Below are 16,853 nucleotides of genomic sequence, written 5' to 3' on the forward strand. Positions count from 1 at the left end.
AATTGCTGGTTTACTTAATTCTTCTCTGTTTAATTTTCAAAGTTCAATGTGCTGCACGAGACAGCTTATTTATAATACCACCTTTACGCATATGTGTCAACTATTTTTTTGTATTATTTTTTAATTTTGTGCAATAATATATAAATTAACTATTTTCCAACCGCGAATCACTAAATATTTCTAAGGCTTTAAACTTTTTTAATTTCTACAAGCAAAGAATATCATATAATCTTAATAAAGACAAATAACCTAGAAGTTTAAAATCAAGAAAAAGCTTTTTGGCAACATTTAACTTTTATAAATTATAGAACAGAGTAAACTTAAACATTAAAGAAGAAAGGATTTATTAATATTAATAATGGCAAAGTTAAAATCTCATGTGTAGGTCAAATATAGAATGCCATCTATATACAAAGTTTATCTTTATGCGGTGGAATTTTATTTCATCTGTAAAGAAATGTTCTTCAATGTATCAAGTGACTTAACCGTAAAATTTGAAAATTATTTACTCATATGTATAGCAATATTATCTATATTATTAACGTTTATAGGTATAAAAATCCTTAAAAATAAAGCTTTTCCTAACTTTTTTTATAGTTGAATCGCTTGTCTTATTCGTAAAATCAGCCGCTTTTAAAACATTTACCAAAAACAATTTTACCGTATTATAGTTAAAAACCAACCAATTATATTATTTTATGGATATATTTCAAAAATCAATAAATTTTAAAGATTATTAAGTAACTCAAAAAAAACTGTATCATCATTAATTGCTTTGTAAAATAACTTATTTAAACATTCTATTTGATACATTAGTTATATGAATCCTCATACTTTCTTCAGCGCCCAAATAATCTCCACCTTTTATTTGGGATACTATATTTTCATGTTCTTCAATAGCAACTTTTCTATATTTATTTAAGCTTCCAGATAAAATAAGATATCTCTGTATTATTGTATTTACATCCTTGACCATTTCATAAAGCCATTTATTATATGTAAACTTACCTATAGACACATGAAATTCATATTCCATTTTTATAAGTTCTTTATAGGTATTGCCCGCTGCGGCTTCCTTTTCATTTTTAAGTATTTGCTCAAGTATTTTTATTTCCTCTTTTTTTATATTTCCTTCAAGCTGCTTAACTGCAAGAGGTTCTAGTACTTCTCTTACAACAGTTATTTCTTCAACATCTTTTTCACCTATATTCGCCACAATAACATTTCTTGAAGAATTTATATCTACAAGATGTTCATAAGATAACCTTTTTAAAGCCGCTCTTAAAGGTGTTCTACTTATTGCAAGCTGATCTGCTAAACTTTCTTCTATCAGTAATTCTCCTGGCTTAAAAACATTAGTCATAATAGCATCTTTAATTGTTTCATAAGCCTTTTCTGTTAATGAAGTTTTCATTCCTATCTGTGGTAGTTTACTCATTTTATCACCTTAGCCTCAATATTTTCATATTTGTATTTGTACATGTATACTATCATATTAGCATTAAAAATAAAAGATTTAATGCTAAAATAAATTTTCACATTAAATCTTTTATCCAATATTATTCCCTTACAAGTGGAAATGTCATGCAATGTGCTCCTCCACCTTGCTTAAATATTTCCTTTAAATTAACTTCTATCACATCAATTCCATGAGCTCTAAGCTTACCATTGACAATTTTATTATTTTTAAAAGAAATTACTCTGTCTTTTCCAATTGCTTGTACATTACATCCATGTTTAAGTATAGCTTCTTTATCTATATCTATAAGTGTGAAGTTTTTATCTTCTAACGTTTTTATAAATTTTTCTTCAAAAATCTCTTTACATATAATCGCTAATTTTTCAGCTACTACATTAAAACACATATCAAGATGGAGATATTTTTCCGGTGCTTTAACCGATATTATTTCATATCCATACTTTCCTATTTGATGTCTTATGTCTTCTATTCCTTCTTCAGTAGTTCTTGCTATAGTTCCTATTGCAAGAGTCTTATCATCTAAAAACCAAAAATCCCCACCTTCAAAATAGCCTTTTTTACATTTTGCCACACATGGTACTCCGAGTTCTTTTAACTTATTTTCATAAGCTTCAGTTTCTCCCCATCTGATCTTTTCTTTAAACTTTCCTAAAATGTATCCTTCTTTTATACATGCCCCAAAGTCTCTTGCAAAGACTTCATTTGTCAGTTCACTGCAAGGTTCCATCATAACTACTTCTACTCCATTTACTTTGTAAGCCTGAATAAGTTCATTTTGCTCCTTTATACATACATCTCTATTAATTTCGCAGCTTTTACTTATCCATTTTCTTGAAACTTCGTTTATTGGTTGAAGTTTTGCATAAGTAGGTGGACACATAAGTACTTTCTTTAAAACTCCTGTAGAATTCCTAACGAAACATTTATCCATTATATTACCCCCGCAACTATTGTTCCTTTATTCCTTTACTTGCTATGGTACTATACTTATCTATCCAAGTATTTATTTTATTCTCTTTTATAAGTTCATCAATAACCTTGTTTAATCTTTTAACTAAATCTGATTTTCCCTTATTTACAGCTATTGCTGTATCTTTTTCACTCTTTTTAAAATTTATATTAACTATTTTTAAATTGTCATATTTTATAGTATATGGCTTGGCTACTGTATTTTCACATACTAATGCATCTATTTTCTTAGTTCTAAGTTCCATTATTAAGTCAGTAAACACAGGAATTGATACTAAATTTGGATTTGAAATTTCTGTTTGAGCAATTTGCTCTTGAGTACTTGACTTTTGTGCACCTATAGACTTACCTTTTAAATCCTCAACTGTTTTATATTTATTTTCATCTTCTTTTCTTATTAAAACAGACTGTTTTGCCTTGTAATATGGTTCTGAAAAATCAACACTCTTTTTTCTCTCTTCTGTAGGTGCCATTCCTCCAATAACCATATCTACAGTGTTGGTTTTAAGTGCTGGAAGTAATCCATCAAATTTCATATCCTTAATTTCTAGCTTTACTCCAAGATCCTTAGCTACAGCATTAGCTAATTCCATATCAAATCCTGATATTTTTGTGCTTCCATTGTTCTCAGTATAAAATTCATACGGTGGGTAGTCAGCTGCTGTTCCAACAACGAGCTTGCCCGCTTTCTTTATTTTATCAATAGTCGGTGTTGATGATAAAGTAGTAGATGAAGCCGTACTGCTTCCACATCCTGCTGCAGATAATGCTAATATTCCTACTAAAGCAACTAGTAGAGTCTTTTTAAAAAGCTTTTTCATTTCTTTTCCTCCTCATAATTTTTATAATATTAAAAAAATTTTGCAAATTAATTGTTTATAATGTTCATATTTTACCCATCACTCGCTCTTAATCTTTTCTCAAATTTTCTTAAAAGAGTTGTAAGTATACATGTAATGACAAAATAGATTATTGCTATAACTATAAGTGCAGAGAAAGGATCATATGTAATTCCTCTTATAGTATCCGCAACATACATTAAATCAGGAACTCCTATAATTGAAATCATTGATGACTCCTTTATTATAGTTATAAATTCATTTCCAAGAGCAGGAAGAATATTTTTAAGTGCTTGAGGCAAAATAATAAATCTCATAGACATTTTATAATTGAAGCCCAAAGATTCAGCAGCCTCCTTTTGACCACTATCTATTGAAAGTATTCCAGTTCTTATTATTTCACATATGTAAGCTGAAGTATTGACTGAAAAAGCTATAATGCCAGAAGCAAATCTTGAGAAATCAACTCCAGCTATTTGAATACTTGGAAGTTTAAACCCCAACACAGGCAATCCATAAAATACAATGTATATTTGAACTAATAATGGAGTACCTCGTATAATTGAAACGTAAGCTGTAGAAATCCCCTTAATTATTTTACTTTTTGATAATTTCATAAGCGCTAGTATAAGTCCTATAATTATACTTATTAATACAGTAATAATGGATAAAATAATTGTATTTCTAGTACCTTGTATAAATAAATTATAATATTTTAATAATCCCATACTTTTCACCTCGATAAAATGTTTTATGTATTTGAATTTGTATTTGTATACAACTTTAAAATATAGTCACAATAAGATTTTAATTGCCTTTACACTAAAACTTTTCTCAAAAACTCCCTTGTTCTATCATTTTGTGGATTATCAAAAACCTCTTCTGGTGTCCCTTGTTCTACAATATTGCCACCATCCATGAATACAACTTTATCACATACTTCCCTTGCAAAACCCATTTCATGAGACACTACAATCATAGTCATTCCATCTTTGGCAAGTTCCTTCATTACCTGTAAAACCTCTCCTACCATTTCCGGATCAAGAGCTGATGTTGGTTCATCAAACAAAATTACATCTGGCGACATAGCTAAAGTTCTAGCAATAGCAACTCTTTGTTTCTGCCCTCCTGAAAGCCTGCTTGGAAAGCAATTACTTTTATCCTTTAAACCAACTCTCTCAAGTAAAGCAAGTGCTTTCTCCTCAGCCTCCTTGGGAGTTTCCTTTTTTATCTTTACAGGAGCTATAGTAAGATTTTGAAGCACCGTAAGATGAGGGAATAAATTAAAATGTTGAAATACCATACCTATTTTTTGTCTAAGTTCATTTTTTTTCTGTTTCTTAGAAAATACCGATTTACCATCAACTCTAATATCACCACTAGTAACCTGTTCAAGCTGATTTATGCATCTTAAAAGTGTACTTTTTCCTGTACCCGAAGGCCCTATTATTGCAATAACTTCTCCTTTTTCTACGGTTAAATTAATTCCTTTAAGTACCTCATTGCCATTAAAATCCTTCTTTATATCAACCAGGTCAATCATAAAATCCCCTCCTATATATTAAAAATCTTCTAAATCGGCATCGTTCTTTTTCCTATTATTAAAATTATAACATTTTATAATAAAATTTTCAACTTTAATAATAAATAATTATATTTTTTAATAAAGTTGAAAATTAAATAGTTATTTTTAAATCAAATTGTTAATAGCCTTATCTACTATAGAAACAGCTGTATCTATTTCTTCCTTTGAAACAGTTAGTGGTGCTATAAACCTAAGTACATTATGATCTGTACCACATCCCAATAGTATAAGACCATTTTCAACTGCAAACTGTCTTATTTCCGTTACAATTTCTCCATAAGGTTCATTATTTTCTTTACAGAACTCAACACCAATCATCAAACCAATGCCTCTTATATCACCTATAACATCGTATTTATCTTTAAGCTTTAAAAGTTTGTCTTTAAGATACTTACCCATTTTATTTCCATTTTCTAAAGCTCCATTTTCCATTTCCTCTATTGTTGCAAGAGATACAGCACAGGATACAGGATTTCCACCAAAGGTTCCACCATGAGCTCCGGCTGGCCATTTTTCCATAAGTTCCTTTTTCCCTATGACAGCACTTAAAGGAAAACCCGAAGCAATTGCTTTAGCACATGTAAAAATATCCGGTTCAACTCCAAAATGTTCATGTGCAAATAGTTTTCCTGTTCTTCCAAAACCGCATTGAACTTCATCAAAAATAAGGCATATTCCATATTTATCACAAATATCTCTAACAGCTTTTAAAAACCTTTTGGGAGGAACTATGTATCCACCTTCTCCTTGAATTGGTTCCATTATAATAGCTGCAACGCTGTATGGATCTATTAGTTTCTTAAACATATCGTCAAATTGTTTTATACATTCCATGCTGCAAGTTTCTTTATCCTGCTTGTAAGGACATCTAAAGCAATATGGATATTCTGCAAAATAAACGCTTGGAAGAAGTGCTTCATAATTTTTTCTATAAGCTGAACTTGAGCCAGTTATAGAAGCAGTGGCTAATGTTCTTCCATGAAAAGAGCCTTTAAATGATATAATTGCTGGTCTTTTAGTAGTATATTTAGCTAACTTTATAGCCCCTTCATTAGCTTCAGCCCCACTATTACTAAAATAAACCATAGTATTGTTTCCTGTGAGTTCAACTAATTTTTCTGCTAATCTAACATAGGACTCATAATAAACTACGTTATGTCCTCCATGTATAAGCTTGTCTATTTGTTCTTTAGCAGCTTTTACAACAGCCTCATTATTATGTCCTAAATTACATACAGCAACTCCACTCGCAAAATCCAAAACTTTTTTGCCATTCTCTGTGTACAAATAAGAACCCTTACCCTTAACTACTCCTAACTTTGTAGCTCTCCCTGCCACAGGAGGAATAACTTTAAGACTTCTTTCATAAAGACTACTCAATTTAAATCAACTCCTTATTTAAATAATTTTTTAATTGTAAGCATTATTAATTCTGGTAAAACCTCAAAAGAATAAGGTTTATACACTCTCTCTGTCCACTTATGTGCATCCTTACCATAGCAGCCATAATTCACTGCTGATATATTAAGCTTTTTTATTTCTTTAAGTGGAACTCCATAAATTTTATTCCACCCAGGGAAATTTGAAGTTATGCTATAAAGCTCATCAAAATTGTCATCTACTTTAAGATAGCTGCTATCAGAAAGGCTTGGGAAAAATTGCATTATCTTAAACTCTTCATTTATTTCCTCTCTTTCATTTAGTTCATCTGTATAGGCTTTTATCTTATCTATAATTTCTTTTTCCCCATCATTTTCACTTTTCAATGTATTATGAGGACAATATGGAGCAGCAAAGAAAATCACTATACAAGGCTTTTTATTGGTACATATATTGAAAACTTCCTGAACAATCTTAAGTGATATATATCTTGAGTCCACGCTTTCACTTAAAAGTTTCTTTGCGTAATTTTCAATTTTCTTATCTAAATCTCCCTCAAAACTTTTTTCTGCCTCTTTATAAAGTTCTGAATAAGTTATAACCTTTGGTACAAAATTTAATGGTTCATATTCCTGCTTTACCATTTCACAGTATTTTTTATACCTATCTTCATTTTTCTTTATTGCTCTTTCAAAAGCATCCCTTGCAGCCTTTTTAAGCTTTTCTAATGTTTTTTTCGGCGACTCGTTATGAACAGCATAATTAAAATACGCAAATGCAGAGAAAGGAGTTTGAACATTATAATTTTCTTTTAAATCTGTAAACTTCAAAACCGAAGGTGGTAATGTATACTCTCCTTTGTATTCATCACACATTCCCACATTAAGATTAATTTCATTTATGAGTTCTCCTGCAAGATCATCTGGATTTAAGCCTTCAAAACATTGTCCTACATGTGTTTCTTTTCCTACAAAATAAAAGGAAGGAAGAAGCTTGCCTACAGTTCCTGTGTATATATATTTTGCTTTATCGCCTTTATACATAGGACATATATAATCATTATTTATTGCCATAACATACTGAAGCTTATATTTATCTTTTAATTTATTTAGCACGTCTATTGCTTCAATTATCCCAGTATGCTGATTTTCCTCAACTGGATTTGACATAAAAAGTATATTTCCATCTATTTCACTGACCAATTTTGAAATTTCTTTTAATACTACCAAATGGACTGCATCACCACTTTTCATATCCGATGCTCCTCTTCCAAATAGCCAATCTCCACTTTCAAGATCTTCTTTTACTTCATTTGGCAATTCAATTTCCTTTAGTTTCTCCATTAAAGTTTTAGGATCAAAAGCGTACTTAGCTAAATTCCCAAAATCATCTACACCAACAGTATCCATATGCCCATGCAAAATTATTGTTCTACCTGAACTTCCATTTTCTCCTCTTAAAAGTGCAAAAACATTTGATCTCCCCAACTTATCATTTTTTAAAGGCACTTGAAAAATGTAATCTTGATGCTTTTTAAAATACTCAATTTCTTTTAAATAACTGAATATTTTATTACTTAGCTTTCCTTCCCCTTCCGTGCCATTGACACTAGGTATATTAACAAGTTCAATAGTTAATTTTTCTATTTCTTCGCCTATTTTGTTCATTTAATCATCTCCTAAAATAATTCTATATTTTCAAAAGTACAATCGCAGCTGGTATAGTAATTATGGATAAAACTGTTGTTACAAATACTATTTTTGAAGCATACTTAAAATTTTCATTATAGCTTTTGGCGAGTATTGGACAAAGTGTAGCAGCTGGCATTGCTTCGCAAATTACTATTACCCCTATTACAAAATCATCTACTTTAATAAGCTTTAATACACAATAAATAATAAAAGGTATTATAATAAGCCTAAAAATTGAAATATAATAAAGAGACCAATCTTTAAAAATATCTCTAAACTGAATTTCTGTTAATATAGATCCAATTACCACCATTGAAAGCGGTGCTGTCATAGATCCTACAAGGTTACAAGCTGAATTTATAGTATATGGAATTTTTATATAGAGAAACATAAAAAGCATTCCAAAAGCAACAGCCATTATATTGGGATTAAAAAATATTGTTTTGTAATTCAAGTTTCCTTTGCTTTTATCTAAAATCAATACTCCGATAGTCCATACAAACACGTTATAAGCCAAATTAAATATAGAGGTATAAAGTACTCCCTTAGAACCATATATTATTTTTAAAATTGGGAATCCTATAAAGCCACAGTTGGAAAACATTCCAGCAAACATCAGTATATTCCTTTTCCCATATCCAAACTTAAATGAAATCAATTTGCCTAATCCCATGGAAAAAATAAATGTTGCTATCGAAAACACTAAAATTTTTATTATAGTTAAAAAAATCTGTCTAGAATATTGAATATTAAAGGAAGTTAATATCATTAGTGGAAGTGTAATACTAACTATAAAATTTGAAATGCAGCTTGTTGCATTATCATCAAGTATTTTAACCTTAGCTGAATAATACCCAACTCCCATTATTAAAAACAAAACTAAAATTTGCCTAAATACATATAAAGTTTTCATAATTAAAGCCCCATAAATTTATACTTCTATATCCTTTCCTTCATATATGTGTATTAGCATTTTTTTCATTTCTCCTTTTGAAATTGAGACTGGATTTACCTTAGTAGAACCAAGCATAGAATTAGAAACTAAAAGTTCAATATCTCTTTCAAATGTCTCCTTATTTATACCAGCTTCTTTAATAGATACAGGTATATTTAAAACCTTCTTTAAATTTTTTATCTCGTCTATTATGTCTTTACTTCCTATAACTTTAGAAAGGTATTTAAGCTTATCGCTTACTAAAATATTTCTTGAATTATATTGAAGAACATAAGGAAGTACTATGGCATTTGTAAGTCCATGGCCCAAATTATATCTTCCTCCAAAAGCATGAGAAATTCCGTGAACCATGCCAAGTCCAACATTTGCAAAAGCGCATCCAGCCATGCATTGAAAATTATGTACTTTTTCCCTGCTTTCAATATCTTTGTTTTTATACGAAAGTGGAAGATATTTTATTAAACCTTCAATAGCTCCCTTTGCAATACTTTCTGTAAAGTCATCAAGATTATTATTTGTATAACACTCAACCGCATGAGTCAAAGCATCCATTCCTGTTTCTGCTGCTATGTTATCCGGCATACTCATAGTTATTGCTGGATCAAGTATTGCAAGATCTGGTATCAAACTTTCAGCTTTTATCGCAAGTTTAAGACTTTTCTCTCTAAAAGTTATTACCGATACCTGAGTCACTTCAGTTCCAGTTCCAGATGTAGATGGAATCGCTATAAAAGCTGTATTTTTTCTCTTTTTAGGTATTGATATATCAAATACATTACCAAAATTAATTTTCGGATATTCATAAAATAATGTCATAACCTTTGCTGCATCTATTGGAGAACCACCTCCTGCAGCAATTACCACATCAGGTTTAAACTTGTTCATATCCTCTAATCCACTTATTACGCTTTCCGTATCTGGATTTTTAGACACTCCAGCATGTACAAATACCTCTGAGCCCTTATCCTCAAAAATTTTTGTAATTTTATCTATGGTTCCATTTTTAAACATTGACTTTCCACCAGTTACTATAAATACCTTATTAAAATTTTCATTTTTTAAAAATTCTATTGAGTTTCTGCCTGTAACAATTGCATTTCCATGAAAAATTAATTTTTTCAATTTTGCTTCCCCCTTGTATTTGTATTTGTATACAATTGTGTGTAAAATTTATATAGCTGTTTTAATATATTGTTACTTTTTTCTTATACATTTTATTAATATGCTATCATATTTGATATTATTTTGCAATATTAATTTTATATTGTGTGATTTATATAAATCATGTAAAATATTTGTATATAAAGCAAATTAAGAGGGGGATTACTATGCAAGCTACTGCTATGTTCACATTTATTAATCTAATAATTATTCTAGTTTTATTAGTTATGGGAATTTACGGATTCGTACTATTTGTTAAACTCGCCAATCGAGGAATCAAAGCACTTGATATTTACATAAGTGAAAAGTCTAAAAATAATGATAACTAAGAATATCCTGTTACATTAAATTACATCAATAACCCTTACACCTTAAAAATCTTGGTAAAAAAATCGTAAAATACTTAGATATTTCAATCTGTTTGACCGATAGGGAGTTATTGAAATATCTTAGGATTTTACGATTTTTTTACCTTAGATTTATAGAATTTTTTTAATGCTACAAAGTACTGTTACTTCGCAGCATCTTTCATTTCAACTTTATATTTATTCTTAAGCTGATCAATATACCAAGTGTACTTCATGCTTTGCCTTTCCTGCATTAACCTTTTTCTTATAGCTTCTTTTACACTTTCAAAATCTCTTGGTGCTGGTGGTATTTTGTCTTCAACTTTGATTAAGTGATATCCAAATTGAGTTTTTACAGGATTGCCAACTACTCCAACCTCTTGAGAAAATGCTGCTTCTTCAAATTCTGGAACCATTTGTCCCTTTGAAAAAGCTCCAAGATCTCCACCTCTTTCTTTTGATGGACAGCTTGAGTATTCTACAGCTGCATCCTCAAATGTTTTTCCTGCTTCTATTTCCTTCTTTATTTTTAAAGCTTCTTCTTCTGAATTTACAAGTATATGTTTTGCACTTATCTTTTCTGAATCCTGAAATACTTCTTTATTTGCTTCATAATATCTTTCAAGTTCTGATTCTGCAACTGCTACTTCATTCATGACTTTATTTACTGCCATTTGAGTAAGTATCTGTTTCTTAGCTTCTTCTATTTGCTTTTTATAAATTTCATCATTCTCAAGTCCTGCATCCTTTGCATCCTCATAGATAAGTTCAAAAGAAATAACTTCATCTAAAAGTCTCTTTCTACCATCTTCCCCTTCAAAATACTGTTTTCTATCTTGTGGAAATCTTTCTGCAATTTCTTCAAGTTCTCTTTCTGTTATTTCTCTTCCGTTTACTACAGCCAAAATTTTCTCTTCCATTTATTATCTCCTCATAAACATATAATTTAAGTTAAACTAGATTAATAATAACATTATAACCATATCAGTTCAACTGCTAATCCCAAAGTATATGCAATTTCGATTTTTTATCTAACAGAATCTCTTTCAATCAACTCTACTTCCATCATTATGCTTTCTATAGGCTCATCTCTATGGTTAATTCTCCATAATAATCTACGTACAGCTTTCCTTCCCATCAATTCCTTATTTACTTTAACTGTAGTTAGTTTTGGCATCACCATATTGCACAAAACTGTATCATCAAATCCTATAATAGAAACATCTTTTGGAATTTTATATTTCAATGTATTTAATGCATTGCTTAATTGAATTGCCGCACTATCATTGGAACATATAAAGGCTTCTGGCATTTCTTTTATATTAGACAATTTTTCTATTATAGACTTTACATCACTCTTTATTACGAATTCCTCCAAATTCCTTGTTATTGAAAATCTACCTGTATACTCATTTATATTTTTAGCTACCATAAAATCTTTTAATGCTTCATTATATCCAAAATATCTCTCTTTAATACTAATAGAATAATCCAAATCTCCAAAAAAACCTATATTTTTAAACCCCTTATCTATGAGATATTTAGTAGCTTTATATGTTCCAAAACTATTATTGGAAACTATACTATCTACATTTTCCATAAAAGAAGTGTTATCAACTAAAACCATCGGTAAATTCATTTTTTTTAAGTCTGCAATGTATTGATTTGGTATATTGCCCAATGCTATAACCGCTGATGTTTTCTTTTCTTGAACACAAATTGGAATGGAATAATTTTCAGGATCAATAAAATTTACTATTAAAGTAATGCTATTTTTTTTAGCTTCATCTTCTATTCCCTGAATTATTTTAGAATAAAAATATGGATCCTTAAAAAATCTACGTTCCAATAAAAGACATATATTTTTACTAGCAAATGTATTTAGATACTTAGTTTTTCTATCAAAGTATCCCATATCATTTGCCGTCTTTAACACCAGTGATCTTGTTTTCTCACTTACACCACTTTTATTATTTAGCACTAATGAGACTGCATTTATCGATAATTTTAAGCTTTCTGCAATATCTTTCATAGTGACCTTTTTTGACATAATATACATCATCCTTATAACCAATTTATTAGTTCACATTTATAAAATTCAGTACATCTTCTAAATGAAATTCAGCATAAGCCATAGAAGTATCTGATACACCGTAATATAATTTAATAATATTGTCTTCACATATAGCACCACATGTAAATACAACGTTGCCAAAAAATCCATCCGTTTCGTAATTCATCCTTGGTGCCAATATTGGATTATTGCAGCGAGCTATTATCTTACTTGGATCATTTAAATCAAGAAGTAGCGCACCTATACAGTATTTATCACTTTTATCTGCTCCATGGTATAATTCAAGCCAGCCTTTTGAAGTTTTTATAGGAACAGCACCAGCTCCTATTCTTCCATTATCCCATTTATTTTTTCTAAGCCCAATTAAGTGTTTGTGATTACCCCAATATAGCAAATTATCTGACTCAGAAATCCAAATTTCAGGATCTCCAACACTTTTTGATGCCGGTCTATTAAGAGCATAATATTTTCCGTTTATTTTTTCAGGAAATATTACAACATCTTTATTTTCTGGTGAAAATATCATACCACAATTTTCCTTATTTCTAAAGTCTTTTGTTTTGATCATTACTTCACCTATTCCAAATTTTGAAACTCCACTAAAATATATGTAGTAAACATCGCCTATTTGAGACACCCTTGGATCTTCAATTCCAAAAGCTTCAAGTTCACCTTCCGGAAATATGAACGGGAAATCTTCTACCGAAAATTGTTTTCCGTCTTTGCTTCTTGCAATTCTTATATAGGATATTGACGTCAAATATTTAAAGCTTCCATCTTTCTTTATATTATCTTTTATAACTCTTGAGTCAGAAAAATCATAATTCTTATCCTTTTTATCAAATTCTCTAACTTCTATTTTATTGGTTTCAGGGTTCATATATGCAGCTTTTATCTTTTCAGGATTGTTATTTATAGGCTTCTCTGCTACTCTCAAAAGAAGTATAGTTTCATCCTTATATCTAGCAGTTCCTGCATTAAAAGTGCCTATAACTTGGAATCCATCTATATATGGTCTTACATCTTGAGGTTTAATTATTGGGTTTTTTTCATAGCGATATACTTTCATTTCTCTGCCTCCTATAAGGTTATCAGCTCAAATATTAATTTATACATATCTCACAATGTCTTGAAAACATGTGAAAATTAAATTTCAACATGATAACCCTTCAATACGATTGATTCATTTTTATTTATCCTTTTGTTCCTGTAAAACTTATTCCCTCTACAAAATATTTCTGGCATGTAAAGAATAATATAAGCATCGGTAATAAGACCAATAAGGACGCTGCCATTAATGGTCCCCATTCCACTTTTTGTGCTCCATTAAACATAGCTAATCCCAGTTGAAGTGTAAACTTACTACTATCATTTAAATACATAAGAGGTCCAAGTAGATCATTCCATGAACCCTGAAATGACATTATTCCTATAGTTATTAATGCCGGTTTAGATATTGGTAAATAAATTTTATAAAATATTTGAAATTTATTTGCTCCGTCTAAAGTTGCAGCCTCCATCAATTCATTTGGCTGGCACATAAAAAATTGTCTTAGCAAAAATACAAATACAGCTTGGCCTCCAAAAAAGCAAGGAACTGTTAATGGAAGAAATGTATTTATCCAATTTAATCTTGTAAACATATTAAAAACAGGTATTAATGTAACTTCACTTGGAAGCATTATGGTAGATAATAAAATCAAAAACCATATATTTTTTCCCGGAAAATTAAATTTTGCAAATCCATAAGCTACCATTGCAGATACAAAAACCTCTGCAAAAACTCTTATAGCTGTTATAATGGTTGTATTACAAAAATATTTTAAAAAACTTATTTCTGTAACAGCTTTAGCATAATTTTGCCAGTGGAAACTATGTGGAAACCATTCAGGCGGCACCTGAAATATAATATTACTTGATTTTAAGGAAGTCGAAATCATCCACAAAAGTGGCAATATGCACAATATTGAACATATAATTAAAAAAAGGTATATAAAAATATTTCTTATTAATATAGATCTACGCCTTTCTAAATTCCTCTTTACATTTTGCAATTTTTCCTGCCTCCTTCTTTGAATAACTTTTTAGAAAACCTTCTTTTTTTACTTGAACTAACTTCTCCACTATAAAACACCCAAATACTTGATGACTTAAATACCAATGCGGTCAAAATTAAAATTATTAAGAATAATATCCATGCCATAGCAGTGGCATATCCCATTTTGAAATATTTAAATGCATTTTCATATAAATAAATCATATAAAACTTACCCTGGTTTCCAGCGCCACCTATGATATACGCATCATTAAACTTTCTAAAAGCTCCTACTATACCCATTACTAAGTTATAAAATATTATTGGTGATAGCATAGGAACTGTTATTTTTGTAAATTTTTCAAACCAACCTGCGCCGTCTATTTCAGCTGCTTCATAAAGAGTTTTAGGTATGTCTTGAAGTCCTGCAAGATAAGTTAATATTCCTCCACCAGCTCCCCACACAGCTATCAATAAATATGATGGCAGAACCCAATTTGGATCCGAAAGCCAGCCCGGTCCGCTTATACCAATCTTAGCTAATACCATGTTAATAAGTCCAAAGTTTTTATCAAGTATCCATCTCCACAACAAGGCTATGGAAACTCCTGAAACTACGGCCGGTAAATATAAAATTGTCCTAAAAACAGATATTCCTTTAATTTTATTGTTAAGAAACACAGCCAATGTTAGTGATGCCAATATACCTAAAGGGACAGAAAAAATTGCAAATTTAGCAGTTACAGTTAATGCATTTATAAACTGGTTATCGTGAAACAAATCTATATAGTTTTTGAATCCTATAAAGGTAGGTGCAGTAAGTGAATTCCAATCTGTAAATCCAAAATAAAGAGCTTGTACAATAGGAATTAAATTAAAAATTATGAATCCTAAAACCCAAGGTAATATAAATAAAAACCCTGCATATTTTTTTAAAAATTTTTTCATACAGACAACTCCTTTAAAGTTCCTTAAATCTAAAACTTAGCACACAATCCACTTCTAATGTAGCTTGTGCGCTAAAACCTTTTTAATTATTATTCAGTAATAGATTTAATCTTATCTACCGCATCTTTTATCCCCTGCTCTGGTGTCTTTTTATTGTACAAAATTGGTTCATATAATTCATCGCTTAATGCAGTATCGATTTCCGCTTCCTTTTCTTGATTGTTAAAACCTCTTGCATAAGCTGATGATTTCTTAATTACGTCTAAAGCATAAGCCTTTTCAGGTCTTACCTTAATTACATTGCTAAGCCCAGATTTTGTAGGCGAAACTATTTTCCACTTTTGAATAGCATTTGTAAGATCTACTAAAGCTTCATATGCAACATCCTTATTTTTAGTTTGCGATGATATAACAGTAGATGCAATCCAGCTAAATGTACTCTTTTTAGTTTCATACGGTATTTCAGACATACCAACTTTAAATTTTTCATTTACCTGATTTTCTATGTCATCGCCAGCTCCTCCAAAGAACATACCTATTTTCCCAGATTCAAATAACTGAGCATCACCCATGTTTTGAGCTTGTTCTTTATCCGGAGAAATTTTGTCCACATTTATCATTTTAGAAAGCATATTTAATCCTTTAAGTGCCTCTGGAGAGCCTAATTTTATCCTTCCATTTTTATCAATTGTTTCTCCACCATACGTCCATACCCATGTATTTATTGGTGGCCAACCATCTATTACCGTACCCCATTGATCTATTTTTCCATCACCATTTTTATCTTTTGTAAGTTTTTTTGCAGCATTATCAAAGTCTTCCCATTTCCAACTTCCATTTGGTTCTTCTATTCCAGCTTCCTTAAATAAAGCTTTGTTATAATACATAACAACTGGCTGACTTATCCATGGAAGCCCATATAATTTTTCTTTATATTTCGCAGTGTCAAGAGGTCCAGCATAATAATTTTCAAGCTCAACTTTTTTATCTTTTTCAGCTTTATTCGTTATATCCATGATTGCTCCTACCTTGGCATACATAGGTATATATTCCTGAGACAACCACATTAAATCAGGTGCTTGTCTAGCTGATATCATGGTTTGAATTTTTTGATAATAATTTGACGGTATACTTTGAATTACTAATTTGTAATTCTTTGATTTAGCATTTAATTTGTTCACAAGATTTTGATATTCCTTTAATTCACTGGCACCTGCATAAGTTGCTACCTTTAAAGTTACTTTATTGGTATTTTTTTGAAAATCGCCATTTGCTCCACAGCCGTAAAAAGTTGTTGTAATTAAAACTAAAGTTAATAACAATCCTACCTCTTTTATCCATTTACTATTCATAAGAATCCTTCCTTTTCTATTATATTTAATAAGTTTT

16 protein-coding genes are annotated in these 16,853 nt (G+C 30.2%); 1 reads left to right on the top strand and 15 read right to left on the bottom strand.

Going from position 1 to position 16,853, the window contains the following annotated elements:
* Positions 1–787: 787 nt before the first annotated feature.
* The 9 genes from LQK79_RS14815 to LQK79_RS14855 form a co-directional block, all read right to left on the bottom strand.
* A complete protein-coding gene (locus LQK79_RS14815) occupies positions 788–1,438 on the bottom strand; it encodes a GntR family transcriptional regulator (protein WP_053241582.1) in 651 nt (216 codons plus the stop codon).
* Positions 1,439–1,559: 121 nt separating this feature from the next.
* A complete protein-coding gene (locus LQK79_RS14820) occupies positions 1,560–2,411 on the bottom strand; it encodes a dimethylarginine dimethylaminohydrolase family protein (protein WP_053241583.1) in 852 nt (283 codons plus the stop codon).
* Positions 2,412–2,427: 16 nt separating this feature from the next.
* Positions 2,428–3,270 carry a transporter substrate-binding domain-containing protein gene (locus LQK79_RS14825; protein WP_231017057.1) on the bottom strand — a complete coding sequence of 281 codons (843 nt, stop codon included), beginning with the start codon at positions 3,268–3,270 and terminating at the stop codon, positions 2,428–2,430.
* A 71-nt stretch (positions 3,271–3,341) separates the two neighbouring features.
* The gene (locus LQK79_RS14830; protein WP_231017058.1) at positions 3,342–4,016 is read right to left on the bottom strand and encodes an amino acid ABC transporter permease; all 675 of its coding nucleotides are present in this window, start codon (positions 4,014–4,016) and stop codon (positions 3,342–3,344) included.
* Positions 4,017–4,105: 89 nt separating this feature from the next.
* A complete protein-coding gene (locus LQK79_RS14835) occupies positions 4,106–4,831 on the bottom strand; it encodes an amino acid ABC transporter ATP-binding protein (protein WP_053241585.1) in 726 nt (241 codons plus the stop codon).
* Between the two features lie 147 nt (positions 4,832–4,978).
* Positions 4,979–6,253 carry an aspartate aminotransferase family protein gene (locus LQK79_RS14840; protein WP_231017059.1) on the bottom strand — a complete coding sequence of 425 codons (1,275 nt, stop codon included), beginning with the start codon at positions 6,251–6,253 and terminating at the stop codon, positions 4,979–4,981.
* Between the two features lie 14 nt (positions 6,254–6,267).
* Positions 6,268–7,920: a M20/M25/M40 family metallo-hydrolase gene (locus LQK79_RS14845; RefSeq protein ID WP_231017060.1), complete on the bottom strand. Its 1,653-nt coding sequence runs from the start codon at positions 7,918–7,920 to the stop codon at positions 6,268–6,270.
* A gap of 22 nt (positions 7,921–7,942) precedes the next feature.
* The gene (locus LQK79_RS14850; RefSeq protein ID WP_231017061.1) at positions 7,943–8,857 is read right to left on the bottom strand and encodes an AEC family transporter; all 915 of its coding nucleotides are present in this window, start codon (positions 8,855–8,857) and stop codon (positions 7,943–7,945) included.
* Positions 8,858–8,875: 18 nt separating this feature from the next.
* Entirely contained in the window at positions 8,876–10,021 is a 1,146-nt protein-coding gene (locus tag LQK79_RS14855) for an iron-containing alcohol dehydrogenase (RefSeq protein ID WP_231017062.1), read from the bottom strand.
* Positions 10,022–10,227: 206 nt separating this feature from the next.
* On the opposite strand from LQK79_RS14855, the gene LQK79_RS14860 reads away from it, so the two are divergent.
* Entirely contained in the window at positions 10,228–10,389 is a 162-nt protein-coding gene (locus LQK79_RS14860) for a hypothetical protein (RefSeq protein ID WP_198149953.1), read from the top strand.
* A 182-nt stretch (positions 10,390–10,571) separates the two neighbouring features.
* On the opposite strand, the gene LQK79_RS14865 is transcribed toward LQK79_RS14860, so the two are convergent.
* The 6 genes from LQK79_RS14865 to LQK79_RS14890 form a co-directional block, all read right to left on the bottom strand.
* Positions 10,572–11,327, bottom strand: a complete 756-nt coding sequence (locus tag LQK79_RS14865; protein ID WP_053241587.1) for a peptidylprolyl isomerase — start codon at positions 11,325–11,327, stop codon at positions 10,572–10,574.
* Positions 11,328–11,434: 107 nt separating this feature from the next.
* Positions 11,435–12,457: a LacI family DNA-binding transcriptional regulator gene (locus LQK79_RS14870; protein ID WP_231017063.1), complete on the bottom strand. Its 1,023-nt coding sequence runs from the start codon at positions 12,455–12,457 to the stop codon at positions 11,435–11,437.
* A 28-nt stretch (positions 12,458–12,485) separates the two neighbouring features.
* Entirely contained in the window at positions 12,486–13,550 is a 1,065-nt protein-coding gene (locus LQK79_RS14875) for a BtaManbiosPhlase (protein WP_053241588.1), read from the bottom strand.
* A 124-nt stretch (positions 13,551–13,674) separates the two neighbouring features.
* Positions 13,675–14,535, bottom strand: a complete 861-nt coding sequence (locus LQK79_RS14880) for a carbohydrate ABC transporter permease (RefSeq protein WP_053241589.1) — start codon at positions 14,533–14,535, stop codon at positions 13,675–13,677.
* A complete protein-coding gene (locus LQK79_RS14885; RefSeq protein ID WP_231017064.1) occupies positions 14,523–15,464 on the bottom strand; it encodes a carbohydrate ABC transporter permease in 942 nt (313 codons plus the stop codon). Before LQK79_RS14885 ends, LQK79_RS14880 begins: the two co-directional genes overlap by 13 nt.
* An 89-nt stretch (positions 15,465–15,553) precedes the next feature.
* On the bottom strand, positions 15,554–16,816 hold the full coding sequence (locus tag LQK79_RS14890; protein WP_231017065.1) for an ABC transporter substrate-binding protein: 1,263 nt from the start codon (positions 16,814–16,816) through the stop codon (positions 15,554–15,556).
* Positions 16,817–16,853: the final 37 nt, after the last annotated feature.

It is taken from the genome of Clostridium guangxiense (assembly GCF_021043395.1).
Taxonomy (GTDB): domain Bacteria; phylum Bacillota; class Clostridia; order Clostridiales; family Clostridiaceae; genus Clostridium_S; species Clostridium_S guangxiense.

Coding starts and splice junctions, on each gene's coding strand:
- LQK79_RS14815 (WP_053241582.1), bottom strand. CDS start 1,438: ATGAGTAAACTACCACAGATAGGAATGAAAACTTCATTAACAGAAAAG.
- LQK79_RS14820 (WP_053241583.1), bottom strand. CDS start 2,411: ATGGATAAATGTTTCGTTAGGAATTCTACAGGAGTTTTAAAGAAAGTA.
- LQK79_RS14825 (WP_231017057.1), bottom strand. CDS start 3,270: ATGAAAAAGCTTTTTAAAAAGACTCTACTAGTTGCTTTAGTAGGAATA.
- LQK79_RS14830 (WP_231017058.1), bottom strand. CDS start 4,016: ATGGGATTATTAAAATATTATAATTTATTTATACAAGGTACTAGAAAT.
- LQK79_RS14835 (WP_053241585.1), bottom strand. CDS start 4,831: ATGATTGACCTGGTTGATATAAAGAAGGATTTTAATGGCAATGAGGTA.
- LQK79_RS14845 (WP_231017060.1), bottom strand. CDS start 7,920: ATGAACAAAATAGGCGAAGAAATAGAAAAATTAACTATTGAACTTGTT.
- LQK79_RS14850 (WP_231017061.1), bottom strand. CDS start 8,857: ATGAAAACTTTATATGTATTTAGGCAAATTTTAGTTTTGTTTTTAATA.
- LQK79_RS14860 (WP_198149953.1), top strand. CDS start 10,228: ATGCAAGCTACTGCTATGTTCACATTTATTAATCTAATAATTATTCTA.
- LQK79_RS14865 (WP_053241587.1), bottom strand. CDS start 11,327: ATGGAAGAGAAAATTTTGGCTGTAGTAAACGGAAGAGAAATAACAGAA.
- LQK79_RS14870 (WP_231017063.1), bottom strand. CDS start 12,457: ATGTCAAAAAAGGTCACTATGAAAGATATTGCAGAAAGCTTAAAATTA.
- LQK79_RS14875 (WP_053241588.1), bottom strand. CDS start 13,550: ATGAAAGTATATCGCTATGAAAAAAACCCAATAATTAAACCTCAAGAT.
- LQK79_RS14885 (WP_231017064.1), bottom strand. CDS start 15,464: ATGAAAAAATTTTTAAAAAAATATGCAGGGTTTTTATTTATATTACCT.
- LQK79_RS14890 (WP_231017065.1), bottom strand. CDS start 16,816: ATGAATAGTAAATGGATAAAAGAGGTAGGATTGTTATTAACTTTAGTT.